Annotated in this window: 24 protein-coding genes; 11 read left to right on the top strand and 13 right to left on the bottom strand. The window is 67.1% G+C overall.

Annotated features, from left to right (window positions below):
- Positions 1–121 precede the first annotated feature (121 nt).
- A complete protein-coding gene (locus tag ACHMWQ_RS03330) occupies positions 122–928 on the top strand; it encodes an undecaprenyl-diphosphate phosphatase (protein WP_396306391.1) in 807 nt (268 codons plus the stop codon).
- A gap of 76 nt (positions 929–1,004) precedes the next feature.
- Here ACHMWQ_RS03330 and ACHMWQ_RS03325 read toward each other — a convergent pair whose 3' ends face one another.
- Positions 1,005–1,976 carry a complex I NDUFA9 subunit family protein gene (locus tag ACHMWQ_RS03325; protein ID WP_396306390.1) on the bottom strand — a complete coding sequence of 324 codons (972 nt, stop codon included), beginning with the start codon at positions 1,974–1,976 and terminating at the stop codon, positions 1,005–1,007.
- A 77-nt stretch (positions 1,977–2,053) separates the two neighbouring features.
- Positions 2,054–3,139 carry a heat-inducible transcriptional repressor HrcA gene (hrcA, locus tag ACHMWQ_RS03320; RefSeq protein ID WP_396306389.1) on the bottom strand — a complete coding sequence of 362 codons (1,086 nt, stop codon included), beginning with the start codon at positions 3,137–3,139 and terminating at the stop codon, positions 2,054–2,056.
- 134 nt (positions 3,140–3,273) lie between these two features.
- Here hrcA and rph point away from each other — a divergent pair, with 134 nt between their 5' ends.
- Genes rph through hemW form a run of 3 tightly spaced genes read left to right on the top strand, consistent with a single transcriptional unit; the run spans position 3,274 to position 5,800 of the window.
- Positions 3,274–3,990, top strand: a complete 717-nt coding sequence (gene rph / locus ACHMWQ_RS03315) for a ribonuclease PH (protein WP_266333829.1) — start codon at positions 3,274–3,276, stop codon at positions 3,988–3,990.
- Positions 3,987–4,637 (top strand): non-canonical purine NTP pyrophosphatase, encoded by a 651-nt coding sequence (locus tag ACHMWQ_RS03310; RefSeq protein WP_396306388.1) that lies wholly within the window; start codon positions 3,987–3,989, stop codon positions 4,635–4,637. Before rph ends, ACHMWQ_RS03310 begins: the two co-directional genes overlap by 4 nt.
- Before the next feature lie 5 nt (positions 4,638–4,642).
- Positions 4,643–5,800, top strand: a complete 1,158-nt coding sequence (gene hemW, locus ACHMWQ_RS03305) for a radical SAM family heme chaperone HemW (RefSeq protein ID WP_396306387.1) — start codon at positions 4,643–4,645, stop codon at positions 5,798–5,800.
- A 1,464-nt stretch (positions 5,801–7,264) separates the two neighbouring features.
- Here hemW and ACHMWQ_RS03300 read toward each other — a convergent pair.
- The gene (locus ACHMWQ_RS03300; RefSeq protein WP_396306386.1) at positions 7,265–8,488 is read right to left on the bottom strand and encodes a penicillin-binding protein activator; all 1,224 of its coding nucleotides are present in this window, start codon (positions 8,486–8,488) and stop codon (positions 7,265–7,267) included.
- A 130-nt stretch (positions 8,489–8,618) separates the two neighbouring features.
- On the opposite strand from ACHMWQ_RS03300, the gene rsmI reads away from it, so the two are divergent.
- The 5 genes from rsmI to ACHMWQ_RS03275 all read left to right on the top strand — a co-directional run bounded on the left by rsmI (position 8,619) and on the right by ACHMWQ_RS03275 (position 13,926).
- Positions 8,619–9,608 carry a 16S rRNA (cytidine(1402)-2'-O)-methyltransferase gene (gene rsmI / locus ACHMWQ_RS03295; RefSeq protein ID WP_396306385.1) on the top strand — a complete coding sequence of 330 codons (990 nt, stop codon included), beginning with the start codon at positions 8,619–8,621 and terminating at the stop codon, positions 9,606–9,608.
- Complete coding sequence (locus ACHMWQ_RS03290; protein WP_396306384.1) at positions 9,595–9,963, top strand: YraN family protein; 369 nt, start codon at positions 9,595–9,597, stop codon at positions 9,961–9,963. Before rsmI ends, ACHMWQ_RS03290 begins: the two co-directional genes overlap by 14 nt.
- Before the next feature lie 64 nt (positions 9,964–10,027).
- Positions 10,028–10,969, top strand: coding sequence for a glutathione synthase (gene gshB, locus ACHMWQ_RS03285; protein ID WP_354552987.1), 942 nt, complete (start codon positions 10,028–10,030; stop codon positions 10,967–10,969).
- A gap of 105 nt (positions 10,970–11,074) precedes the next feature.
- Positions 11,075–12,607 carry a YifB family Mg chelatase-like AAA ATPase gene (locus ACHMWQ_RS03280; RefSeq protein ID WP_396306383.1) on the top strand — a complete coding sequence of 511 codons (1,533 nt, stop codon included), beginning with the start codon at positions 11,075–11,077 and terminating at the stop codon, positions 12,605–12,607.
- A 482-nt stretch (positions 12,608–13,089) separates the two neighbouring features.
- Positions 13,090–13,926 carry a GNAT family N-acetyltransferase gene (locus ACHMWQ_RS03275; RefSeq protein WP_396306382.1) on the top strand — a complete coding sequence of 279 codons (837 nt, stop codon included), beginning with the start codon at positions 13,090–13,092 and terminating at the stop codon, positions 13,924–13,926.
- Positions 13,927–14,022: 96 nt separating this feature from the next.
- On the opposite strand, the gene ACHMWQ_RS03270 is transcribed toward ACHMWQ_RS03275, so the two are convergent.
- The 10 genes from ACHMWQ_RS03270 to hisB form a co-directional block, all read right to left on the bottom strand.
- Complete coding sequence (locus ACHMWQ_RS03270; RefSeq protein ID WP_354552981.1) at positions 14,023–14,661, bottom strand: trimeric intracellular cation channel family protein; 639 nt, start codon at positions 14,659–14,661, stop codon at positions 14,023–14,025.
- Between the two features lie 13 nt (positions 14,662–14,674).
- Positions 14,675–15,280: a nucleotide exchange factor GrpE gene (gene grpE / locus ACHMWQ_RS03265; protein WP_354552979.1), complete on the bottom strand. Its 606-nt coding sequence runs from the start codon at positions 15,278–15,280 to the stop codon at positions 14,675–14,677.
- 122 nt (positions 15,281–15,402) lie between these two features.
- Positions 15,403–16,302 (bottom strand): cation diffusion facilitator family transporter, encoded by a 900-nt coding sequence (locus ACHMWQ_RS03260; protein WP_354552978.1) that lies wholly within the window; start codon positions 16,300–16,302, stop codon positions 15,403–15,405.
- A 120-nt stretch (positions 16,303–16,422) separates the two neighbouring features.
- Entirely contained in the window at positions 16,423–17,376 is a 954-nt protein-coding gene (gene coaA / locus ACHMWQ_RS03255) for a type I pantothenate kinase (protein ID WP_354552976.1), read from the bottom strand.
- A 22-nt stretch (positions 17,377–17,398) separates the two neighbouring features.
- Positions 17,399–17,722 carry a phosphoribosyl-ATP diphosphatase gene (locus ACHMWQ_RS03250; RefSeq protein ID WP_354552974.1) on the bottom strand — a complete coding sequence of 108 codons (324 nt, stop codon included), beginning with the start codon at positions 17,720–17,722 and terminating at the stop codon, positions 17,399–17,401.
- A gap of 12 nt (positions 17,723–17,734) precedes the next feature.
- A complete protein-coding gene (gene hisF, locus ACHMWQ_RS03245; protein ID WP_354552972.1) occupies positions 17,735–18,523 on the bottom strand; it encodes an imidazole glycerol phosphate synthase subunit HisF in 789 nt (262 codons plus the stop codon).
- A complete protein-coding gene (gene hisA / locus ACHMWQ_RS03240; protein WP_396306381.1) occupies positions 18,523–19,263 on the bottom strand; it encodes a 1-(5-phosphoribosyl)-5-[(5-phosphoribosylamino)methylideneamino]imidazole-4-carboxamide isomerase in 741 nt (246 codons plus the stop codon). The genes hisF and hisA overlap by 1 nt, the downstream gene beginning before the upstream one ends.
- Entirely contained in the window at positions 19,263–19,913 is a 651-nt protein-coding gene (hisH, locus tag ACHMWQ_RS03235) for an imidazole glycerol phosphate synthase subunit HisH (RefSeq protein WP_396306380.1), read from the bottom strand. The genes hisA and hisH overlap by 1 nt, the downstream gene beginning before the upstream one ends.
- Entirely contained in the window at positions 19,910–20,398 is a 489-nt protein-coding gene (locus ACHMWQ_RS03230; protein ID WP_396306379.1) for a DUF2628 domain-containing protein, read from the bottom strand. Before ACHMWQ_RS03230 ends, hisH begins: the two co-directional genes overlap by 4 nt.
- A 9-nt stretch (positions 20,399–20,407) precedes the next feature.
- Positions 20,408–21,001, bottom strand: a complete 594-nt coding sequence (gene hisB, locus ACHMWQ_RS03225) for an imidazoleglycerol-phosphate dehydratase HisB (protein ID WP_266346186.1) — start codon at positions 20,999–21,001, stop codon at positions 20,408–20,410.
- Positions 21,002–21,197: 196 nt separating this feature from the next.
- Between hisB and hslV the strand changes: the two genes are divergently transcribed.
- Both hslV and hslU read left to right on the top strand, forming a co-directional pair.
- A complete protein-coding gene (hslV, locus tag ACHMWQ_RS03220) occupies positions 21,198–21,764 on the top strand; it encodes an ATP-dependent protease subunit HslV (RefSeq protein ID WP_354552965.1) in 567 nt (188 codons plus the stop codon).
- Positions 21,765–21,781: 17 nt separating this feature from the next.
- Positions 21,782–23,086, top strand: coding sequence for an ATP-dependent protease ATPase subunit HslU (gene hslU / locus ACHMWQ_RS03215; RefSeq protein WP_354552963.1), 1,305 nt, complete (start codon positions 21,782–21,784; stop codon positions 23,084–23,086).
- The last annotated feature ends 39 nt before the right edge of the window (positions 23,087–23,125 follow it).

Raw genomic sequence — 23,125 nt, 5'->3', positions numbered from 1 at the left:
ATTCTGCGGCGGTGAGTGCAGTTGCGAGAACGGCTCCAGCGCCCGCATATAGGCCGCGATTGTGGCGAGTATCAAGCCGATTCGCCGGTTTCGACCTTCAACGGCATTCGCAGGAGCGATGATGGATATCCCAGGTTTGCTGGATGCGCTTGTCCTCGGCTTGATCGAGGGCCTCACCGAATTCATCCCCGTCTCCTCGACAGGACACCTGCTGCTGGCGGGGCATTTCCTCGGCTTTGACAGTCCCGGGCGCGCCTTCGAGGTGCTGATCCAGCTCGGCGCCATCCTGGCGATCCTGACGGTCTATTTCGGCCGGCTGCTCAAGATCCTGCGCGACATTCCGTCCGACCCGCGCACCCGCCGCTTCGTGCTCGGCATCCTGCTCGCCTTCCTGCCCGCCGCCGTGATCGGCGCCGCCGCGCATGGCTTCATCAAGCAGGTGCTGTTCGAAAGCCCGATGCTGATCTGCATCATGCTGATCGTCGGCGGCTTCATCCTGCTGATCGTCGACCGGCTCGATCTGAGGCCCCGCTATCACGACGCGATGGATTTCTCGCTCGGCATGTATTTCGGCATCGGCGTCGCCCAGTGCCTGGCGATGATCCCCGGCGTCTCGCGCTCGGGTTCGTCAGTCGTCGCCGCCATGCTGTTCGGCAGCGACAAGCGCGCCGCGGCGGAATTCTCGTTCTTCCTCGCCATGCCGACCATGGCCGGCGCCTTCGCCTATGATCTCTACAAGACGCACGACCAGATCACGACGGCCGGCGCCTGGAACATCATCGTCGGCTTCATCGCCGCCTTCATCGCCGGCGTGTTCGTGGTGCGCCGGCTGCTCGATTTCGTCAGCCAGCGCGGTTTTGCGCCCTTCGCCTATTGGCGGATCATCATCGGCGCGATCGGCCTCGCCGCCGTGCTGACCTTCGGCTGATCGCCAACCGCAACAGAAAAGGCCCGCCTCCGTCGCCGGAAGCGGGCCTTTTTCATGTCAGAAATTGAGCGGTCGATCAGGCCGTGCGCTTGTGGTCGAACTGGCCATGCGGCTTGAAGCGCTGCAGGTAGGACGGCAGCACGGTGAGCAGATTGCTCGGATGAATGCCGATGCCGTCCAGCGTGCGGCCTTCCGCCTCGGCGGCGGGCGAAACGACATTGTCCTGCTTCAGCAGGCGAACCTGGTCGACGGTCAGGAGCGGCTTGGGCAGCCACTGCGCGACCGACGCGCCGTAATGCGCGAGCGTCCACGGCACCGGGACCAGCAGCGGCGAACGCTCGATCTCGGTCAGCAACAGCTCCAGGCACTGGCGGAAGGTCTTCACCTCCGGCCCGCCGAGTTCATAGACGGTGCCGCCCGCGAGCTGGCCCTCGACGGCGCGCGCGATCGCCTCCGCGACATCGCCGACGAAAACCGGCTGCAGCCTGGTGGCGCCGCCGCCGATCAGCGGCAGGAAGGGCGAGATGCGGGCCATGTCGCCGAAGCGGTTGAAGAACTGGTCTTCCGGCCCGAACACGATCGAAGGACGCAGGATGACGGCTTCCGGCACGGTCTCGAGCACCGCCGCCTCGCCCAGCGCCTTGGTGCGGGCATAGAGCGATTCCGAATTCGCATCGGCGCCGAGCGCCGACTGGTGCACCAGCGTCTGGATGCCGGCGGCACGGGCCGCCTCGGCCACGGCGCGGGCACCGAAATTATGCAGGACGGAGAAGTTCTGGCGGCCGCTCTCGTTCAGCACGCCGACCAGGTTGACGACGGCATCGGCACCCTCGACGGCGCGGTCGACCGACCAGCGATAGCGCAGATTGGCCTGCACCGGCATGATCTGGCCGACGGAGCCGAGCGGCTGCAGATGGCCGGCGAGATCCGGGCGACGCACCGCGACACGGATGCGCCAGCCGCGCTTCGCCAGCGCGCGCACCACATGACGGCCGATGAAGCCAGAGCCGCCGAAAACCGTGACCAGTTTGTCGGTACCCGTCGCCATGTTCTCGTCTCCATCTATCTTTGAAGCGTTCTCATATCGGCTCGCCGCGGCGCTGTACAGACGCCAGACGGTCGCGCTCAGCCGATCAGCCGGCCAACCAGCTTCGCCGTGTAATCGACCATCGGCACGATGCGCGCATAGTTGAGCCGGGTCGGCCCGATCACCCCCAGCACGCCGACCACGCGGCTCTCGGAATCGCGGTAAGGTGATACCACCAGCGACGAGCCGGACAGTGAGAACAGCTTGTTTTCCGAACCGATGAAGATGCGGACGCCGTCGCCGGCCTCGGCGCTGCCCAAGAGATGCACCAGCTCGCGCTGCGTCTCGATATCGTCGAACAGCAGGCGGATGCGCTCGAGATCCTCGGCGGCGCGCACATCCTCGAGCAGATTGGCCTGGCCGCGGACGATCAGCGTATCCGGCCGAACGCCGGTCGCCTCGACCCAGCTCGCGAGGCCCGCATCGATCAGGCGCGCGGTCAGCTGGTCGAGCTCGGCGCGGACCTGCTGCTGCCGCTGGTTCAGTTCGGCGCGCGCCTCGGCCAGGCTGCGGCCGCGCAGATGCGTGTTGAGATAGTTCGCCGCCTCGACCAGGCTTGAGGGCGTCGTGCCGGGGTCGAGGTCGATCAGCCGGTTCTCGACCGAGCCATCCTCGCCGACCAGCACGACCAGCGCCTTGGTCGGCTCCAGGCGGACGAATTCGATATGCTTCAGCCGCTGGTCGCTCTTGGAGGCCAGCACGACGCCGGCGCCGCGCGACAGGCCCGACAGCATGCGCCCGGCCTCGCTCAGGACGCCATCGACCGTGCGGCTGGCGCCGCCGCCGGCGACCCGGCTTTCAATGTCGCGACGCTCGTCCGAGGTCAGGTCGCCGACCTCCAGCATCGCGTCGACGAACAGGCGCAGCCCGCTTTCCGTCGGCAGCCGTCCGGCCGAGGTATGCGGCGCATAGATCAGGCCCAGACCTTCCAGATCGGCCATGACGTTGCGGACGGAGGCTGGCGACAGCGCCATCGGCAGGATGCGGGCAAGATTGCGCGAGCCGAGCGGCTCTCCCGTCTCCAGATAGCTGTCGACGATGCGCTTGAAGATTTCGCGCGAGCGCTGATCGAGCGCGGAAAGCGCCGACGATGCCGTCTCGGTGGCCGTGCGGTCGGCGGGCAAGACGCGGGATCCTCTCTTCGAAAGCTTCGATCTCTTTGATTAAGTGTCGATTTCGACGCCCGGTTCAAGCAGGGCTTTACGTTTTGAGCCACCGACCTGTACAAGCGGACCAACGAAACAGCCAGGAATATCCCATGCGACCTTCGAAACGCGCCGCGGACGCCCTGCGTGCGGTAACGCTTGAACGCGGCGTTGCCAAGCACGCGGAGGGCTCTTGCCTGGTCAAGTTCGGCGACACGCACGTGCTTTGCACCGCCAGCCTCGAGGACAAGCCGCCATCCTGGCTGCGCGGTTCCGGCAAGGGCTGGGTCACCGCCGAATACGGCATGCTGCCGCGCTCGACGGGCGATCGCATGCGCCGCGAGGCCGCGACCGGCAAGCAGTCCGGCCGGACGCAGGAAATCCAGCGCCTGATCGGCCGCTCGCTGCGCGCCGTGGTCGATCTCGTCCATCTCGGCGAAAAGCAGATCACCATCGATTGCGACGTGCTGCAGGCCGATGGCGGCACCCGCACGGCCTCGGTCACCGGCGCCTGGGTGGCGCTCTATGATTGCGTCGCCTGGATGAAGTCGCGCGACATGGTCGGCCCGAAGGTGATCCGCGACCACGTCGCCGCCGTCTCGGTCGGCATGTATCGCGGCACCCCGGTGCTCGACCTCGATTACGCCGAGGATTCGGAAGCCGAGACGGATGCGAACTTCGTCATGACCGGCACCGGCGGCATCGTCGAGATCCAGGGCACCGCCGAGGGCAAGCCCTTCAACGAAGCCGAACTGACCGCGATGCTGACGCTTGCCAAGAACGGCATCGTCGACCTGGTCGAACTGCAGAAGCTGGCCATTTCCGGATGAACGCCATTTCCCACCGCCTAACCTCCGGCGACACGCTCGTGCTCGCCTCGCATAATGGCGGCAAGCTGCGCGAATTCGCCGGCCTGATGGCGCCGTTCGGGCTCAAGGTCGTCTCGGCCGGCGAACTCGGCCTGCCCGTGCCGGACGAGACCGGCACGACGTTCGAGGAAAACGCCGCGATCAAGGCGCATGCCGCCGCCAAGGCGTCGGGCTTCCCGGCGCTTTCGGACGATTCCGGCGTCTGCGTCGATGCGATTGGCGGCGAGCCCGGCGTCTACTCGGCCGATTGGGCCGCCCCCGACGGCGATTTCGCCCGCGCCATGCGCAATGTCGAGGAGAAGCTGCAGCAGGCCGGCGCCAACACGCCGGAGAGCCGCACCGGCCGCTTCGTCGCCGTGCTCTGCCTCGCCTTCCCCGATGGCACAACGCGCTATTACCGCGGCGAGATCGAAGGCACGCTGGTCTGGCCGCCGCGCGGCGAACTCGGCTTCGGCTACGATCCCGCCTTCCTGCCGGAAGGCCATGAGCGCACCTTCGGCGAGATGGCGGCGGAAGAGAAGCACGGCTGGTCGGCCGGCCGCACCGATGCGCTGTCGCACCGGGCGCGCGCCTTCGCGAAGTTCGCCGAAGCCGAGCTCGGGGCCTGACATCCATGGCCCCCCCGATCGAACCCGGATTTGGCGTCTATGTGCATTGGCCGTTCTGCGCGGCCAAGTGCCCCTATTGCGACTTCAACTCGCATGTCCGCCACCAGGGGGTCGATCAGGAGCGGTTCGCCAAGGCGTTCGTCACCGAGATCAAGACCATGGCGGCCAAGTCGCCGGGCAAGACGGTCGATTCCATCTTCCTCGGCGGCGGCACGCCGTCGCTGATGGACCCGAAGACGGTCGGCACCATTCTCGAGGCCATCGGCGCGGCATGGAACGTCGCGCCGGATGCCGAGATCTCGATGGAGGCCAACCCCTCCAGCGTCGAGGCAGAACGCTTCCGCGGCTATCGCGCCGCCGGCGTCAACCGCGTCTCGCTCGGCGTGCAAGCGCTGAACGACACGGACTTGAGGGCGCTCGGTCGGGTGCACAATGTCGAGGAGGCGATGCGCGCCATCGACATCGCCCGCGCCACGTTTCCACGCCTGTCCTTCGACCTGATCTACGCGCGTCCGGGGCAGACGCCGGACATGTGGCGGGCTGAATTGATGCAGGCGCTGGAGCGCGCTTCCGACCACATGTCGCTCTACCAGCTCACCATCGAGCCCGGCACGATGTTCGAGAAGCTCTACCAGGCCGGCAAGCTCGCCATTCCCGATGAGGACACGGCCGCCACCCTGTTCGAGATCACACAGGAGGTCTGCGACAAGCATGGCCGCCCGGCCTATGAGATCTCCAACCACGCGGTTCCCGGCGGCGAATGCCGGCACAATCTCGTCTATTGGCGCTATGGCGAATATGCCGGCATCGGTCCGGGCGCGCATGGCCGTCTCGTCATCGACGGCCAGCGCCACGCCACCGCGACGACGCTGCTGCCGGAAACCTGGCTCGGCCGGGTCGAATCCTGGGGCGACGGCATCGAAACCGACGACATCCTGACCCCAGAGGAATCCGGCGACGAGATGCTGCTGATGGGGCTTCGCCTGACCGAGGGCATCGACCTGCGCCGCTACAAGGCGATCGCCGGCCGCACGCTCGACCCACGCCGACTGGCCGATCTGATCGAGCATGGCATGGTCGAGCAGATCGACGAAAACCGCATCCGTGCCACCCGCTCCGGCTCGTTCGTGCTGGACGCCGTGGTCGCCGACCTGGCGGCCTGAGCTGCTGCGTTCACCTCTCCCACAGGGAGAGGTCGGACCGAAGGTCCGGGTGAGGGGTTGCGATCTCACCTGTAAGGCCTGATCCCCTCACCCGCCGGCCTGCAGCCGTCGACCTCTCCCCATGGGAGAGGTGAAGAGGGAGCACCCGCCCAAAGCCCTCGCCCGCTTGCGGGAGAGGGTGGGTGAGGGTCTTGCTTCCTTAGCATCCCTCCAAGCCACCACCCGCCGAGCGAATGGCTCCCTTCGCATTCTCCTCGACCATCATCCTGAGGTGCCCGGCAAAGCCGGGCCTCGAAGGAGGGTCCAGGAGACGCCGACCCGATCTCGCAAGCCTGCAAGATGGAGCCCCGCTGGACCCTCCTTCGAGGCTTCGCTGACGCGAAGCGCCTCAGGATGATGGTGGAGCGGGTGGATACGCCCCGAAAGCGCGGGGGAGACGGTCTGGAGCAAGCGACCTTTCGCCGTTCGATCGCCGGCCTTGCCGGATGGTTCCCTGCACCCTCACCCCGCCGGCCTGCGGCCGTGGACCACTCCCCATGGGAGAAGCAAAGCAAGCCCCTGACCCCGGCCCTCTCCCGCGCGCGGGAGAGGGGGCGCCCGCGTCTAGCCAGTCAGCCTGCGCCCGGGAACTCTGCATGCCTGAAGGCCGCCGGCCGAAAGGCCCTCGCCCGCTTGCGCGAGAGGGTGGGGTGAGGGTCTTGCTTGCTTTAACCGGCCTCAAATCATCGCCCGCTGAGCAAGCTGCTCCCCTCGCATTCTCCTCGACCATCATCCTGAGGTGCCCGGCGAAGCCGGGCCTCGAAGGAGGGTCCAGGAAACGCCGGTCCGATCTCCCCGGCCTGCAAGATGGAGCCCCGCTGGACCCTCCTTCGAGGCTTCGCTGACGCGAAGCGCCTCAGGATGATGCGGAGCGGGTGGATAGGCTTGAAGGATCCGAAGCTCGGGAGCCGTGCTGCCCGCGCCGGCTCGTCCGTTCTTGACGCGAGATGGGAGAGGCGAAGGAAGCCCCTCACCCCAGCCCTCTCCCGCGCGCGGTAGAGGGGGCGCCCGCGTCTAACCAGTCAGCCTGCGCCCGGGAACTCTGCATGCCTGAAGGCCGCCGGCCGAAAAGCCCTCGCCCGCTTGCGGGAGAGGGTGCGGTGAGGGTTTTGCTTCCTTAGCATCCCTCCAAGCCACCACCCGCCGAGCGAATGGCTCCCCTAGCATTCTCCTCGACCATCATCCTGAGGTGCCCGGCGAAGCCGGGCCTCGAAGGAGGGTCCAGGAAGCGTCGGTCCGATCTCCCAGGCCTGCAAATGAAACCCGCTGGACCCTCCTTCGAGGCTTCGCTGACACGAAGCGCCTCAGGATGATGGCGGAGCGGGTGGATAGGCTTGAAGGATCCGAAGCTCGGGAGCCGTGCTAGCGAACCCTCACCAGGCGGTTTTCGAACATTGGCCATCCACGATCACGGCCGCCGCCCCCCTACGTCCCCGTGCGGGCAAAGGTCTGCGGGGCGCGGTCGATCATCACCGGCGTGCCGCCGCCGAGCTCGTAGACGGCCAGCTGGCGCTGGTTGGTGCCGTCGGGCAGGAAACGGAAGGCGCCGTCGACGCCGATGAAGCCGTTCGGGTTCGCCAGCGTGTCGGCCGTGAAGCGCTTGTCGCCATAGCGGGCGGCAAGCCCGGCGGCGAGGCTGGTCGCGTCATAGCCGAGCGAGGCGGTGCGCAGCGGCGGCGCACCGAACACGCCCTGGTAGCGCACCGCGAAGGCGGCGTAGCCGGCGCGGTCGGGCGCCGGATACCAGCCGCCGCGAAGCGTCGGCTCGGCGGCGATGCGCGGATCATCCCACTGGCCCGAGCCCAGGAACTTGACCTGCCCGGGCCGGATGCCGCGGGCGGAGAAGATCTGCGCCAGGAAGGGCGCGGCGTCGCCGGCGTCCGGCATGAAGACGGCGTCGACCTGGCCGCTCTGGATCACCGCCGCGATCGCTTCCGCCTTCTGCTGCATGGCGACCCGGTCGAGGCCATAGCGCTCGATCGTGATGATGCGCGCGCCATTGGCGGTGGCGGCGCGCTGGACGGCCGCCTCCATCACCGTGCCATAGCCGTTGTCCGGCAGCAGCGCCGCGATGGAGCGTTTTCCCTGCGAGGCGGCATAGCTGATGATCCGGTCGGCATCCGACTGCGGCAGGAAGCTCAACAGATAGACGTTGCGGGCGGCGATGCTGGTATCGGTCGAGAAGGCGACGATCGGCACGCCGGCCGGCCTTGCGACGGAGGCGGCCGCCGCGACGGACTGGGCGAAGAGCGGCCCGATGATCAGTTCGGCACCCTGCGAGATCGCCTCGGTCGCCGCCTCGCGCGCGCCTTCCGGGGTGCCGCGATCGTCCTTGACCAGGATCTGCAGATTGGCGCCGCCCTGGAATTCGCGCAGCGCCAGATCGGCGGCATTCTTCAGATTGGCGGCGATGACGCCGGCATTGCCGGTAGCCGAGGCCGGCACCAGCAGCGCGACGCGCACCGTGCCCTTGCCGAGCGTCTCGCCATGGGCGGGCTGGGCTCCGGTCACCGCCGGCGCCACGCTGGCGCCCACGCCGGGCCCTCCCACGGTCGAGGCGCAGGCGGCGAGCAGGCCGAGCGCGGCGACGCAGGAAGCGAACGCCCCCACCTTGCCCGCATCCAGCCGTTCGGAACGGAACCAACCCACACGCCTTCTCCTGTTCAATCGCAAGATGTAACTGTACTGGAAAGCCCATGGTTGTTCAGCGGCAAAGAGCGGCGGTTTCGGTGAATTCAGGTCTGGTGTCACATCTCCACAACGTCGGCGCGGGCGCGTCATGAGCGCTCCCGCGAGACCGGTCCATCCGGAAAGCGCCGGCGGCGAGAGCCAGGCTGGCTATCAGATCGACGGCCAGCGCCTGCGGGCGCCGGCGATCGAGCCCGGCCTCTATATCGTCTCGACGCCGATCGGCAACCTGCGCGACATCACCATCCGCGCGCTGGCGACGCTCGCCGCCGCCGATGTGATCGCCTGCGAGGATACGCGCGTCACCCGCGTGCTGACCCGCCATTACGGCATCGAGACCGAGCTGTTCGCCTATCACGAGCACAATGCCGACCGGCAGCGGCCGAAACTGCTGGCGGCCCTCGCGGCCGGCAAGACGATCGCGCTGGTCAGCGACGCCGGCACGCCGCTGGTTTCCGATCCGGGCTTTCGGCTGGTCGGCGACGTGCTGGGCGCCGGGCACCGGGTCATCCCGATCCCCGGCGCCTCGGCGCTGCTCACCGCCCTGGTCGCGGCGGCGCTGCCGACCGACACCTTCCTGTTCGCCGGCTTCCTGCCCAACCGCACCGTCGGCCGCAAGAAGCGGCTCGCGGCGCTGGCCGAGGTGCCGGGAACGCTGATCTTCTATGAATCGCCGCACCGGACAGCGGATTCACTCACCGACATGGCGGAAACGCTGGGCGCCGACCGCCCGGCCGTCGTGGCGCGCGAACTGACCAAGACCTTTGAAACCGTCCGGCGCGGAACGCTGGGATCGCTGGCGGAGGCGTTTGGCAACGAGCCATCGCCCAAGGGCGAGATCGTCATCCTGATCGGCCCGCCGGTCGCCAGCGAGCCCGAAGCCGAGGAAGTCGACTCGCTGCTCGCTCGGCTCCTGGAAAACCATCCGTTGAAGGAAGCGGCGGCGTTGGCCGCCACCGCCACCGGCATGCCGAAGCGCGACCTCTACCAGCGCGCGCTGGAACTGAAAGCGGAAGCGGCCGGCGACGAGGAAGACGAGGACGACGGCGAACCGGACTCCGACGACGATGGCGCGGCCTGACCGCCGCGCCTCCGAACGCCATGGCCGTTTCGCCGAAACGGTCGCAGCCCTTTACCTCAACCTGAAGGGCTATCGCACCGTCGCCCGGCGCTTCCGCAGCCCGCTCGGGGAGATCGACCTCGTCATGCAGCGCGGGCGGACGCTGGTCTTCGTCGAGGTCAAGGCGCGCCGGACTCAGGACGCCGCGATCCTGGCGATCCCGCCCGCGGCGCGCGACCGGCTCATCCGGGCGGCGGAAAGTTTCGTCGCCCGCCACCCGCAGGCGGCCCAGCTGACGCTCCGTTTCGACATCGTCGCCGTGCTGCCGCGCCGGCTGCCGCGCCACATCGTCGATGCTTTTGCGCGGGATCGCTGACAGCGGCATTGCCATTCGGCCCCGCCACACGACATAAGAGGCCTATTCCGCATTGGGGGCCTATATGTCGCTTTCCGTCGCCGTCCAGATGGACCACATCGCCAAGATCAATATCCGTGGCGATTCCACCTTCGCCCTGATGCTGGAAGGCCAGCGACGCGGCCACAAGCTCTATCACTACACGCCCGACCGGCTGTCGCTGAACGACGGTCGGGTCGAGGCGGCGATCGAGGCGGTGACCGTCCGCGACGTGCCGGGCGACCATTTCTCGCTCGGCGAGGCGGAGCGCACCGACCTCTCGACCCTGGACGTGGTGTTCCTGCGCCAGGATCCGCCCTTCGACATGGGCTACATCACGACGACGCACCTGCTCGAGCGCATCCATCCGAAGACGCTGGTGGTCAACGACCCCGCCGAAGTGCGCAACGCGCCGGAAAAGATCTTCGTCACCGAATATCCCAAGCTGATGCCGCCGACGCTGATCTCGCGCGATCCCGAAGAGATCCGCCGCTTCCGCCAGGAGCATGGCGACATCATCATCAAGCCGCTGTTCGGCAATGGCGGCGCCGGCGTGTTCCGCCTGTCGGAGGGCGACCAGAACCTCGCCTCGCTGCTGGAAATCTTCGCCGCCGCCTATCGCGGCGAACCCTATGTCGTGCAGCGCTACCTGCCGGCGGTGCGGGCCGGCGACAAGCGCATCATCCTGGTCGACGGCGTCGCGGTCGGCGCGATCAACCGCGTGCCGGCGGATGGCGAGTCGCGCTCCAACATGCACGTCGGCGGCCGCCCCGAGCCGATCGAGCTGACCCGGCGCGACCGCGAGATCTGCGAGGCGATCGGGCCCGACCTGAAGAAGCGCGGCTTCGTCTTCGTCGGCATCGACGTCATCGGCGACTACCTGACCGAGATCAACGTCACCTCGCCGACCGGCATCCGCGAGGTAAAGCGGTTCGGCGGCGCCGACATCGCCGCGCTGGTCTGGGACGCGGTCGAGTCCAAGCGCTAGGGTTAACAGGGCGCTAACAGGATCGCCCGGCACCACGGATGTTCACGACCTGTTCTTGACTCTCCCGGAGATTGACGTAACGTCATCGTCAAAGGGGGAGCGGGCATGGTCGCGCATGTCACGACGGTGGCTTTTCAGGGCATCGAGGCGGTTCCGGTCGACGTCCAGGTGCAGATCGCGCCCGGCTTCCCCGGCATCATCATCGTCGGCCTGCCGGACAAGGCTGTGGCGGAGAGCCGGGAGCGGGTGCGCGCCGCGCTGCATGCCTCCGGCCTCGCCCTGCCGCCAAAGCGGATCATCATCAACCTGGCGCCGGCCGATCTGCCCAAGGAAGGCAGCCATTACGACCTCCCGATCGCGCTCGGCCTGATGGCCGGGCTCGGCGCGCTTCCCGGCGACCAGCTGACGGATTTCGTCGTGCTCGGCGAACTGGCGCTGGACGGCACCATCGCCACGGTGGCGGGCGTCTTGCCGGCGGCGATCGGCGCCAATGCCATGGGACGCGGGCTGATCTGCCCGGCCGCCTGCGGGCCGGAGGCAGCCTGGGCCGGCGGCGACATGGAAATCCTGGCGCCCCGCAGCCTGATCGCCATCGCCAACCACTTCAAGGGCACGCAGGTGCTGACCCGGCCGACGCCGGCGCTGCAGCGCGACGGCGCCCCCCTCCCCGATCTTGCCGATGTGCGCGGCCAGGAGAGCGCCCGCCGCGCGCTGGAAATCGCCGCCGCCGGCGGCCACAACCTGCTGATGGCCGGGCCGCCCGGCGCCGGCAAGTCGATGCTGGCGAGCCGCCTGCCCTCGATCCTGCCGCCGCTCTCGCCCAAGGAGCTGCTGGAAGTCTCGATGATCGCCTCGATCGGCGGCGAACTCTCGGGCGGCAAGCTGACCGATCGCCGGCCGTTTCGCGCGCCGCATCACTCCGCCTCGATGGCCGCCATGGTCGGCGGCGGCCTGCGCGCCCGGCCGGGCGAGGCGTCGCTTGCCCATCACGGCATTCTCTTTCTGGACGAACTGCCGGAATTCACGCCCCAGGTGCTCGATTCGCTGCGCCAACCGCTCGAAGCCGGCGAGGTGCTGATCGCCCGCGCCAACCACCGCATCCGTTATCCCTCGCGTTTCCAGCTGATCGCCGCCATGAATCCGTGCCGATGCGGCATGGCGGGCGAACCGGGCATGAGCTGCAAGCGCGGCCCGCGCTGCGCCGCCGACTATCAGGCACGGCTTTCCGGGCCTTTCCTCGACCGAATCGACATGCGCATTGAGGTGCCGGCGGTGACCGCCAGCGATCTGATCGGCACGGCCCCCTCCGAAAGCAGCGCCACCGTGGCCGAGCGGGTCGCGGCGGCGCGCGCGCTGCAGGCGGAACGGTTCGAGGCGCTCGGCGTCGACGACATCCGCACCAACGCCCAGTGCGCCAGTTCGCTGATCGAGACGATCGCCGCGCCCGACGAGGCCGGTATCAAGCTGCTCGGCGACGCAGCCGCCGCGCTCAAACTGTCCGCGCGCGGCTACCATCGCGTGCTTAAGGTGGCGCGCACCATCGCCGATCTCGACGGCGCCGAGACCGTCGGCCGCCTGCACCTCGCCGAGGCGCTGCGCTACCGCGTCGCCGGCGATCGTATCCTGGCGGCGGCCTGAACGGCTCGTCGGGGGAACGGATGGCTGGGGAGAAGGATAGATCGGGACCAGCCGCCATCTTCGGCGGGGCGCCAGGACGGACGCGCATCGGCAGTCGGCTGGCTCGTGAGGATCGACGGATCGACCCGCCCCCCTCCTCCAAACAGTCCCATGATCCTAGGCGGAGCCATGCGCCCGGCCGACCCGAACCGTCTGGGATGTGTCGACCGTCCGGGATGAAAGGCCTCAGGACGCGCTTTGCCGGCGAAGCGGCAACGGCGCAGGACGATCCGCGGAAGAGCTTCGTCACCAAACTGTCGGAGAGATGTGATTTCCTCGCCCCGTAGCTCGCGATCTCGGCATGAGAGGGTCGGGCGGAGCAGGAGAACGGTGTGATGGTGAAGCGCGTGAACGCAGCGTCGCAGCAGGTCCAGCGTGTATCGGCGGCGATCATTGCTTTGCCGGCACTATCGCAGCGCGTATTCGGCGGTATAAGACTTCCGATGCCGAAAGCCCTTCGCCCTGCCCTGCCCCTACCTGAGTCGCTCGGACGAATCGGAGCGCTGGAAGTCCGGCTCGCCGTCACCCCGCGCGAGGTGAAAAAGGCGCAGAAGCTGCGCTACAAGGTCTTCTACGAGGAAATGTCGGCCATTCCCGACGTGCAGGCGCAGCTGTCGCGCCGCGATCGCGACGGCTTCGACCGCATCTGCGACCACCTCCTCGTCATCGACCATGATACGCGCACAGCCGCCGGCGAAGCCGCCATTGTCGGCACCTACCGGCTGTTGCGCCAGGAAGTGGCAAGCCGGCATACCGGATTCTATTCGGCCAACGAATTCGACCTCGGCCCGCTGCTGGAGCGCCACGCCGCACTGAATTTCCTGGAACTCGGCCGCTCCTGCGTGCTCAAGCCCTATCGCACCAAGCGCACGGTCGAACTGCTCTGGCACGGCATCTGGAGCTATGTCCGCAGCCATGGCATCGATGTGATGGTCGGCTGCGCGTCGCTTGAAGGCACCAATCCCGACGCCCTGGCGCTGCCCCTCTCCTTCCTGCACCACAATGCCAGCGCGCCGGCCGAATGGTCGGTGAGCGCGCTGCCGCATCGTCGCGTCGCCATGGACCGGCTGCCGGAAGGGGCGATTGACATGAAAGCGGCGCTGAAGACGCTGCCGCCGCTGATCAAGGGCTATCTGCGCCTTGGCGCCTATATTGGCGACGGCGCCGTGGTCGATCGGCAATTCGGCACGACGGACGTGCTGATCGTGCTGCCCGTGGCCTCGATCAACGAGCGCTATGTCAACCACTACGGCGTCGACGCGACCCGCTACGCGGCCTAGCGCGTCTTCGGGCGAAGTGGGTACCGGTTCGCGTGAAGAAAACGCGATCCCAAGGAGTTAGAGCCTTTCTCCGTTTCAGAGAAACGGTGAAAGGCTCTAGCGCGGCGGGAAGGCCCGACCGGCGCGCGAGCGGTAGGTCGGCAAGGTCCAGCCGAAGATCAGGGCGCCGGCGCGTACGATGAAGGCGCAGATCGCGCCGAGGAAGGCCGCCGGCCAGAACGGCAGGCCGAAATGGCTCGCCAGCACGAACAGGGCGGCGCCGACCACCGTCGCCGTGACGTAGATTTCCCTGCGCAGCAGCACGGATGGCTCGCCGGTGACGATATCGCGGATGATGCCGCCGAAGGTGGCGGTGACGACGCCCATCACCACCGCGCCGAACGGGCTGGCGCCTGCATTCAGCGCCCGGGCCGCGCCCATGACGCAATAGCCGGCTATGCCGATCGCGTCGGCCCAGAGCAGCAGCCGGTAGCGGTACTCGACGAAGGGCGCCAGGAAGAAGACGATGACGCCGGTCAGGGCACAGAGCACGACCGGCGCGGGCTGGGTGATCCAGAAAACCGGGGTCGCACCCAGGATCACGTCGCGGATCGTGCCACCGCCGACGCCCGTCATGGCGGCGAGGAAGACGAAGCCGACGAGATCGAGCTGCCGCCTGGAGGCGGCGAGCGCCCCCGTGACGGCGAAGACGAAAACCCCGATGAGGTCGAGGCTGTAGAGCAGGGCAGCGTCCACAGCCTCCCCCGCCTTAGGTCGAACGCGGCGTCGAATCGTCCGCTTCGGTCTTCACTTCCTTCGGCTTCGGCGCGCCCTTGGCGACGCCGACCATGGCCGGACGCAGCACGCGATCACCGATCACGTAGCCGGACTGCATGACCTGCATGACGGTGCCGGCCGGCTGCTCCGTGGTCGGGATCTCGAACACCGCCTGGTGCATGTGCGGATCGAACTTCTGGCCGAGCGGATCGAGCTTGCGGACGCCGTGCTTCTCCAGCGAATTGACCAGATCGCGCTCGGTCATCTCGACGCCGTCGATGAGCAAGTTCAGCGCCTCGCTGCTGCTGCGGGCTTCGTCCGGCACGGCCTCGATCGCGCGGGCGAGATTGTCGCCGGCGGTCAGCATGTCGCGGGCGAAAGCGGCGATCGCATATTGGCGGGCATCGGCGACTTCGCGCTCGGTGCGGCGGCGAAGGTTTTCCATCTCGGCAATGGTTCGCAGCACGCGATCCTTCAACTCGGCCGATTCGGCTTCGAGCGCCGCAATACGAGCCGCCGCGACGTCGCCGTCCACGGCCGCGGCTGCCGCTTCAGCGGCTGCTTCGGTGGGGGATACGGGCTGGGTATCGTCAGACATGGCGAACTCTCTTTTGATCAGAACCAAAGGTAGGCCCGATATCATGAGTTTAGGGCAGAAAATCAAGCGCTGCGCCAGCCTGCCATCGGTCACGACGCCCGCAGAACGACACTAAAGCGCTCCTAGAGGACAATCACGCCGTGATGCAGCGCCTCTGCCTCGGGTTCGACATGGATCAGCACTTCCGATCCCTGGATCGCCTGGTTGAGCGCCGCCTCGATGCGGTCGCAGATGACATGGCCGGCGGCAACCGTCATCGAACCCGGAACCACGAGGTGGAATTCGATGAAGATGACGCGGCCGGCATTGCGGGTCCGGAGGTCATGCACCTCGATGGCGCCCGTCGCCTCGGTCGAGATGATGCCGCGGATTTCGCTTTCCACCTCGCTGGAGACGGCATGATCCATGAGGCCGCCGACCGAATCGCGGATGACGCGCCAGCCCGACCAGAGGATGTTGATGGCGACGATCACCGCCAGCAGCGGATCGAGCACGATCCAGCCCGTCAACGCCACCAGCACGAGGCCGCAGAACACGCCGATCGAACTGATGACGTCGCTGGTCAGATGCCAGGCTTCGGCGATGAAGGCGGGGGAGCGACGGCGGCGGCCGAAGCGGAACAGATACATCGCCCAGGCGCCGTTGATGGCGGTCGCGATCAGGTTGATCGTCAGGCCAAGGCCGGGATTTTCCAGCGCGTGCTGTGCCTCATAGCTGATCCAGGCCTCGCGTAGGATCAGAAGGGCGGCGACGACGATCAGGACGCCTTCCAGCACGGCGGAGAAATATTCGGCCTTGTGATGGCCGAACTGGTGATCGCTGTCTGCCGGCTTGTGGCTGACGCGGATGGCCCAGAACGCCGCCACGGCGGTCGCCAGATTGACGATGCTCTCCAGCGCGTCGGAATAGAGCGCCACGCTGCCCGTCTGCAGATAGGCGGCATATTTCAGCGCCATCACGACCAGCGCGATGACGATCGAGCTGAGCGCGACAAGCGTTATCCTGTCGTTCCATTTCGGCATGATCGTCCTCGGCATATCGGCGGTTTCGGCGCATTAGCACCGCCTCGAGGACGCTTCAACGGCTATCTTCGCAACTGCGAACGAGTGGCAATCGAACCTGCCGAAAACCCAGCAAACGCCTCAAAGACGGCGTAGCGCGACCTGCTCGATCAAATGACTTTCCCCTTTGCTGAGGATAAGATCAGCGCGCGGCCGGGTCGGGCGGATGTTCTCGTCGAGATTGACCCGGTTGATGCGCGACCACAGCCGCTCGGCGATCGCCAGCGCCTCGTCGTCCGGCACCATCGCATAGCGATGGAAGTAGGAATTGGGGTCGCGGAAGGCGGTCTCGCGCAGGCGCTGGAACCGCTCGACATACCAGCGCCGGATATCCGCCTCGTCGGCATCGATATAGATCGAGAAATCGAAGAAATCGGAGACGAAGGGCACCGCCGTGCCGTCGCGCGGCAGGCGCGGCGCCTGCAGGACGTTGATGCCCTCGACGATCAGGATGTCGGGGCGGTCGATGGTGATCCGCTCGCTCGGCACGATGTCGTAGACGAGATGCGAATAGACCGGCGCGGAGACGCTGCCGAGGCCCGCCTTGATGTCGGACAGGAAGGCGAGCAGCGCCGGCAGGTCGTAGCTCTCGGGGAAGCCCTTGCGCTCCATCAGCCCTTCGCGCTCGAGCACGGCGTTGGGATAGAGGAAGCCATCCGTGGTGATCAGGTCGACCTTCGGCGTGTTGGTCCAGCGGGCGAGCAGCGCCTTCAGCACGCGCGCCGTGGTCGACTTGCCGACGGCGACCGAGCCGCCAATGCCGATGATGAAGGGCGTCTTGCCTTCATTGGCGCCGAGAAAGGTGCGGGTCGCGTTGTAGAGGCCCTGGGTGGCGGCGACATAGAGGCTGAGCAGGCGCGACAGCGGCAGGTAGATCGTCACGACCTCGTCGATCGAGATCGGGTCGTTCAGGCTGCGCAGGCGGGAAAGGTCGTCCTCGGTCAAGGTCAGCGGCATGTCGGCCCGGAGGCTTGCCCATTCCTTGCGGCCGAAGATGCGATGCGGGGCGTGCTCGATCCGCGCGGACTTGTCCATGGTCATTCTCCCGGGCCGCGGATCACTCCGCCGGCCGCGACGCCTTTTCCTGCAGCCCGGTCTGCCGGGTGCGGCCTTCGAGCTCCGCCATGACCGCGTCGAGCGGCACGGCGGAGGCTTCCAGCATGACCAGCAGATGATAGAGCACGTCGGCCGCCTCCGCCGTCAGTTCGGCCGGGTTGCGCTCGGTCGCGGCGATGACGGCCTCGACCGCCTCCTCGCCGAACTTCTTGGCACAGCGCGACGGCCCCTTGGCCACCAGCTTGGCCGTGTAGGAGCCGGGATCGCCGGAATGGGCGCGATCGCGGACGATGGCGGCGAGATCGGAAAGCGTGAAATCGGACATGCCCTGCCCTCCTCAGCCGTCGAGCCGGACGGGAATGCCAGCCGCCGCCATATGGGTCTTGACCTCGCCAATGGTGAACTGGCCGAAGTGGAACACGGATGCCGCCAGCACCGCGCTGGCATGGCCCTCGATCACGCCATCGACGAAATGATCGAGCGCGCCGACGCCGCCCGATGCGATCACTGGGATCGGCACCGCATCGGCGATGGCGCGGGTGAGCGCGAGGTCGAAGCCGTCGCGCGTGCCGTCGCGGTCCATCGAGGTCAGAAGGATCTCGCCGGCGCCGAGCGCCGCGACCTCGATCGCATATTCGATCGCGTCGATGCCGGTTGCCTTGCGGCCGCCATGGGTGAAGATCTCCCAGCGGTCGTGATGATCGCCGCTCATGCCGCGCCGCTTGGTCTGCTTGGCGTCGATGGCGACGACGATCGCCTGGGCGCCGAACTTTTCCGCCGCGCGGGCGACGATCATGCGGTCCGTCACGGCGGCGGAGTTGATCGCCACCTTGTCGGCGCCGGCCAGCATCAGGGCGCGGATGTCTTCCACCGCGCGGACGCCGCCGCCGACCGTCACCGGCATGAAGCAGGCTTCCGCCGTGCGCGCCACGACATCGAGGATGGTGCCGCGGTTTTCGTGCGTCGCGGTGATGTCGAGGAAGCAGAGCTCGTCGGCGCCGGCCGCGTCATAGGCTTTTGCCGCCTCGACGGGGTCGCCGGCGTCGATCAGGTCGACGAACTGCACGCCCTTGACGACTCGGCCGTCATGCACGTCGAGGCAGGGAATGATGCGGGTCTTCAGCATCAGGCATTCTCCCGCGCTTCGCGGATCAGCTTCAGCGCCTCGGCCGGGTCGAGCCGGCCATCATAGAGCGCGCGGCCGGAGATTGCGCCTTCGAGGATGGCGCAATCGGGCTGCAGCAGCCGCTTGACGTCGTCGAGCGAGGCGAGGCCGCCAGAGGCGATCACTGGGATCTCGACGGCGCGGGCGAGCGCCAGGGTCGATTCGATGTTGAGACCCTTCAGCACGCCGTCGCGATCGATGTCGGTGAAGACGATCGCCGCGACGCCGGCATCCTCGAACCGGCGCGCCAGTTCGATGGTGGTCAGCTCTGAGGTCTCGGCCCAGCCCTCGACCGCGACCTTGCCTCCGCGCGCGTCGATGCCGACGGCGACCTGGCCCGGATGGGCCTTGCAGGCCTCGCGGACGAGGTCGGGATCGCGCACCGCGATGGTGCCGAGAATGACGCGGGCAATGCCCTTGTCGAGCCAGGCTTCGACGCCGGCGCGGTCGCGGATGCCGCCACCGAGCTGGACCGGCATCTTCACGGTCTTCAGGATCGCCTCGACCGCCGCGCCATTGACCGGCTGGCCGGCAAAGGCACCGTTCAGGTCGACGACGTGCAGATATTCAAAACCCTGCGTCTCGAATTCATGCGCCTGGGCGGCGGGATCGGTGTTGAACACCGTCGCCTGCTCCATGTCGCCGAGCTTCAGGCGGACACAGGCGCCGTCCTTCAAATCGATGGCCGGGAAAAGGATCATCAGGGCTTCCACTTCAGGAAGTTGGCGAGAAGGGCGAGACCGAGCTTCTGGCTCTTCTCGGGATGAAACTGCGTGCCGGCGATGTTGCCGGTGGTGACGATCGCGGTGATCGGACCGCCATAATCGGCCGTCGCCACGACGTCGCCGGCGTGCTCGGCATAGAACTGGTAGCCATGCAGGAAATAGGCGTGCCAACCATCGTCGCCCAGCGCGATGCCGTCGAGCAGCGGGTGCGGACCGGAGGCATTGAGCGTGTTCCAGCCCATATGCGGGATCTTCAGACGCGGATCGCTCGGCTCGATGCGGCGGACCTCGCCCTGGATGCGGCCAAGGCCCTTGGTCACGCCATATTCGATGCCGCGCGTGGCGAGCAGCTGCATGCCGACGCAGATGCCAAGGAACGGCCGGCCGCGCGCGTCGATCGCCTCGTTGATCGCCTCGATCATGCCGTCGACGCTGTCGAGGCTGGTGCGGCAATCGGCAAAGGCGCCGTCGCCGGGCAGCACGATGTGATCGGCCTTGGCAACGACCTCCGGATCGGCGGTGACGACGACGGGCGCCGTCGAGCCGTTGCGCGAAGCGGCAAGCTCCAGCGCCTTGGCGGCCGAGCGAAGATTGCCGGCGCCGTAGTCAATGATGGCAATGGTCATCGGGTCGTTCCCGGGGTCGGAAAGAGGCCGACAATGTCGGTCGAAAAACTGGGTCGTGCGGCAGGGCCCGCGGCCGCGCCGGCAGCGGCCTTGTCAACCTCGGACGCCGCACTTGCCGGACGATGGAAGAAGCGGATCTCCGCCTCCGCGATCGAACGGCCGTCGACGACGGCGCGCTCGGCAAAGCCGCGCCGCGCCAGCGTCCAGCGCCGCAACGTGTTGCCTTCGACGCCGAGATAGAGCGCGCCGAGAATGCCGAGCGCGGTCGCCGTGGGCGCGCCGAGAAAGCGGCCGGCGAGCTCGATCGCGACCGCAAACAGGGCATAGAAGCAGAGCACGATCCACATGCGGCGATACAGCATCCAGATCACCGGGATGATCAAGGCGGGCCAGCAGAAGCTGTCCTTGACGAAGATCATCCGGTCGGCCTCGCTCGCTCCGCCGGTCGCGGAAACAGGCGGTGCGTGAACGGTATAGGTCGTCATGACGCCCTCTCAGTCGCCCAGCTTGCCCTTGGTCGACGGCACGCGATCGGCCTGGCGCGGGTCGATCGACGCGGCCACCCGAAGCGTCCGCGCGACCGCCTTGAAGCAGGTCTCGGCAATATGGTGGTTGTTGTCACCATAGAGATTTTCGATGTGCAGCGTGATGCCGGCGTTCTGGGCGAAGGCCTGGAAGAATTCCTTGAACAGCTCGGTGTCGAAATCGCCGACCTTGTCGCGCGAGAACTCGACCTTCCAGACCAGGTAGGGCCGGCCGGAAACGTCGATGGCGCAGCGGGTCAGCGCTTCGTCCATGGCGAGGTGCGTGTCGGCATAGCGCGTGATGCCGCGCATCTCGCCCAGCGCCTTCTTGAGCGCCTGGCCGATGGCGATGCCGACATCCTCCACCGTGTGATGCTGGTCGATATGCAGGTCGCCCTTGCACCGGATGGTCAGGTCCATCAGGCCATGGCGGGCCAGTTGATCGAGCATATGGTCGAAGAAACCGACGCCCGTGGCGATGTCGGCGCGGCCGGTGCCGTCGAGATCCAGCGTCACCGCGATCTCGGTTTCCTTCGTCTTGCGCTCGATCGTGGCGCTACGCATATCTGCTTTCCTTCTTAGTCCCGCTCGGCCCAATTTAGCCCAGGACAGCCGGCTTTTATCAGGCGTTTCCTTGTAACGCCATAAGGTTGAGCAAGCCTTTGCATCGCCGGGCGGCGCGCCTACATATGACGCTCTAGCCAAACAGGGATCGCCGCGGGGCCTCAGGGACCAAGGCGATCCGCCACGAAAGCAGATCATGACACATTCCCAGAATGACAGCCCCTATGCGGCTTGGCACGGGACGACGATCATCACCGTTCGCAAGGGCGACAAGGTGGTCATCGCCGGCGACGGCCAGGTGTCGCTCGGCCAGACGGTGATCAAGCACACCGCCCGCAAGGTTCGCCCGCTCGGCAAGGGCGGCGTCATCGCCGGTTTCGCCGGCTCGACCGCCGACGCCTTCACCCTGTTCGAGCGGCTGGAAGCCAAGCTTGAGCAATATCCCGGACAACTGACGCGCGCCTGCGTCGAACTCGCCAAGGACTGGCGCACCGACCGCTATCTGCGCCATCTCGAGGCGATGATGCTGGTCGCCGACAAGACCACCAGCCTGGTCCTCACCGGCAATGGCGACGTGCTGGAGCCCGAAGGCGGCGTGATGGGCATCGGTTCCGGCGGCAATTACGCGCTCGCCGCCGCCCGCGCCCTGATGGACAGCGATTTGACCGCCGAACAGATCGCCCGCAAGGCGATGGCGATCGCCGCCGACATCTGCGTCTACACCAACACCAGTGTCACGCTCGAGCAGCTCGACGCAGCCTAGGGCGGACAGGAAACCTCATGACCAATTTCTCTCCCCGCGAGATCGTCTCCGAGCTCGACCGCTACATCATTGGCCAGAACGACGCCAAGCGCGCCGTCGCCATCGCCCTGCGCAACCGCTGGCGCCGCCAGCAGCTCGAAGGCACGATGCGCGAAGAGGTTCTGCCGAAGAACATCCTGATGATCGGGCCGACCGGCGTCGGCAAGACGGAGATCTCGCGCCGCTTGGCCAAGCTCGCCGGCGCGCCCTTCCTCAAGGTCGAGGCGACCAAGTTCACCGAAGTCGGCTATGTCGGCCGCGACGTCGAGCAGATCATCCGCGACCTTGTCGAGATCGGCATCGGCCTGACCCGCGAGAAGAAGCGCAAGGATGTCGAGGCCAAGGCCCACCTTTCGGCCGAGGAGCGCGTACTGAACGCCCTCGTCGGTGAATCGGCCAGCCCCGCGACGCGCGAAAGCTTCCGCAAGAAGCTGCGCGCCAACGAGCTGGACGACAAGGAGATCGAGATCCAGGTGCGCGACCAGTCGGGCGGCATGCCGCAGTTCGACGTTCCCGGCATGCCCGGCGCCTCGATCGGCGTGATGAACATCGGCGACATGCTCGGCAAGGCCTTTGGCGGCAAGACCAAGACGCGTCGCGTCACGGTCAAGGACAGCTACAAGGTGCTGATCGACGAGGAATCCGACAAGCTTCTCGACGACGACGCGCTGACGGCCGAGGCGATCAGCGTCGTCGAGAATGACGGCATCGTCTTCCTGGACGAGATCGACAAGATCTGCGCCCGCGAAGGCCGCTCCGGCGACGTCTCGCGCGAAGGCGTGCAGCGCGACCTGCTGCCGCTGATCGAGGGCACGACGGTCGCGACCAAATACGGGCCGGTGAAGACGGACCATATCCTGTTCATCGCGTCCGGCGCCTTCCACATCGCCAAGCCATCAGACCTGCTGCCGGAATTGCAGGGCCGCCTGCCGATCCGCGTCGAGCTCCAGGCCCTGACCCAGTCCGATTTCCGCCAGATCCTGACGGAGCCGGAATCGAGCCTGATCAAGCAGTATGTCGCGCTGATGCAGACCGAAGGCGTCAACCTGGTCATCGCCGAGGACGGCATCGACGCGATCGCCCGCATCGCCGTCGAGGTCAACAGCTCGGTCGAGAACATCGGCGCGCGCCGGCTGCAGACCGTGATGGAGCGGATCCTCGACGACATCAGCTTCGCGGCCCCCGATCGCTCCGGCGAGACGGTGACCATCGACGCTGCCTATATCGAGGCGCATATCGGCGATCTCTCGCGCAACATCGACCTGTCGCGCTACATCCTCTGATCGCCCTGCCCTGACAAGCCTGACCGGCCCCCTCGACCT

It is taken from the genome of Kaistia sp. UC242_56 (assembly GCF_044452255.1).
In the GTDB taxonomy this organism is placed as follows: Bacteria; Pseudomonadota; Alphaproteobacteria; order Rhizobiales; family Kaistiaceae; genus Kaistia; species Kaistia defluvii_A.
This window is presented reverse-complemented; position numbering and strand designations above follow the sequence as displayed.

Coding starts and splice junctions, on each gene's coding strand:
- ACHMWQ_RS03330 (WP_396306391.1), top strand. CDS start 122: ATGGATATCCCAGGTTTGCTGGATGCGCTTGTCCTCGGCTTGATCGAG.
- ACHMWQ_RS03325 (WP_396306390.1), bottom strand. CDS start 1,976: ATGGCGACGGGTACCGACAAACTGGTCACGGTTTTCGGCGGCTCTGGC.
- rph (WP_266333829.1), top strand. CDS start 3,274: ATGCGACCTTCGAAACGCGCCGCGGACGCCCTGCGTGCGGTAACGCTT.
- ACHMWQ_RS03310 (WP_396306388.1), top strand. CDS start 3,987: ATGAACGCCATTTCCCACCGCCTAACCTCCGGCGACACGCTCGTGCTC.
- hemW (WP_396306387.1), top strand. CDS start 4,643: ATGGCCCCCCCGATCGAACCCGGATTTGGCGTCTATGTGCATTGGCCG.
- rsmI (WP_396306385.1), top strand. CDS start 8,619: ATGAGCGCTCCCGCGAGACCGGTCCATCCGGAAAGCGCCGGCGGCGAG.
- ACHMWQ_RS03290 (WP_396306384.1), top strand. CDS start 9,595: ATGGCGCGGCCTGACCGCCGCGCCTCCGAACGCCATGGCCGTTTCGCC.
- gshB (WP_354552987.1), top strand. CDS start 10,028: ATGTCGCTTTCCGTCGCCGTCCAGATGGACCACATCGCCAAGATCAAT.
- ACHMWQ_RS03280 (WP_396306383.1), top strand. CDS start 11,075: ATGGTCGCGCATGTCACGACGGTGGCTTTTCAGGGCATCGAGGCGGTT.
- ACHMWQ_RS03275 (WP_396306382.1), top strand. CDS start 13,090: ATGCCGAAAGCCCTTCGCCCTGCCCTGCCCCTACCTGAGTCGCTCGGA.
- grpE (WP_354552979.1), bottom strand. CDS start 15,280: ATGTCTGACGATACCCAGCCCGTATCCCCCACCGAAGCAGCCGCTGAA.
- ACHMWQ_RS03260 (WP_354552978.1), bottom strand. CDS start 16,302: ATGCCGAAATGGAACGACAGGATAACGCTTGTCGCGCTCAGCTCGATC.
- coaA (WP_354552976.1), bottom strand. CDS start 17,376: ATGGACAAGTCCGCGCGGATCGAGCACGCCCCGCATCGCATCTTCGGC.
- ACHMWQ_RS03250 (WP_354552974.1), bottom strand. CDS start 17,722: ATGTCCGATTTCACGCTTTCCGATCTCGCCGCCATCGTCCGCGATCGC.
- hisF (WP_354552972.1), bottom strand. CDS start 18,523: ATGCTGAAGACCCGCATCATTCCCTGCCTCGACGTGCATGACGGCCGA.
- hisA (WP_396306381.1), bottom strand. CDS start 19,263: ATGATCCTTTTCCCGGCCATCGATTTGAAGGACGGCGCCTGTGTCCGC.
- hisH (WP_396306380.1), bottom strand. CDS start 19,913: ATGACCATTGCCATCATTGACTACGGCGCCGGCAATCTTCGCTCGGCC.
- ACHMWQ_RS03230 (WP_396306379.1), bottom strand. CDS start 20,398: ATGACGACCTATACCGTTCACGCACCGCCTGTTTCCGCGACCGGCGGA.
- hisB (WP_266346186.1), bottom strand. CDS start 21,001: ATGCGTAGCGCCACGATCGAGCGCAAGACGAAGGAAACCGAGATCGCG.
- hslV (WP_354552965.1), top strand. CDS start 21,198: ATGACACATTCCCAGAATGACAGCCCCTATGCGGCTTGGCACGGGACG.
- hslU (WP_354552963.1), top strand. CDS start 21,782: ATGACCAATTTCTCTCCCCGCGAGATCGTCTCCGAGCTCGACCGCTAC.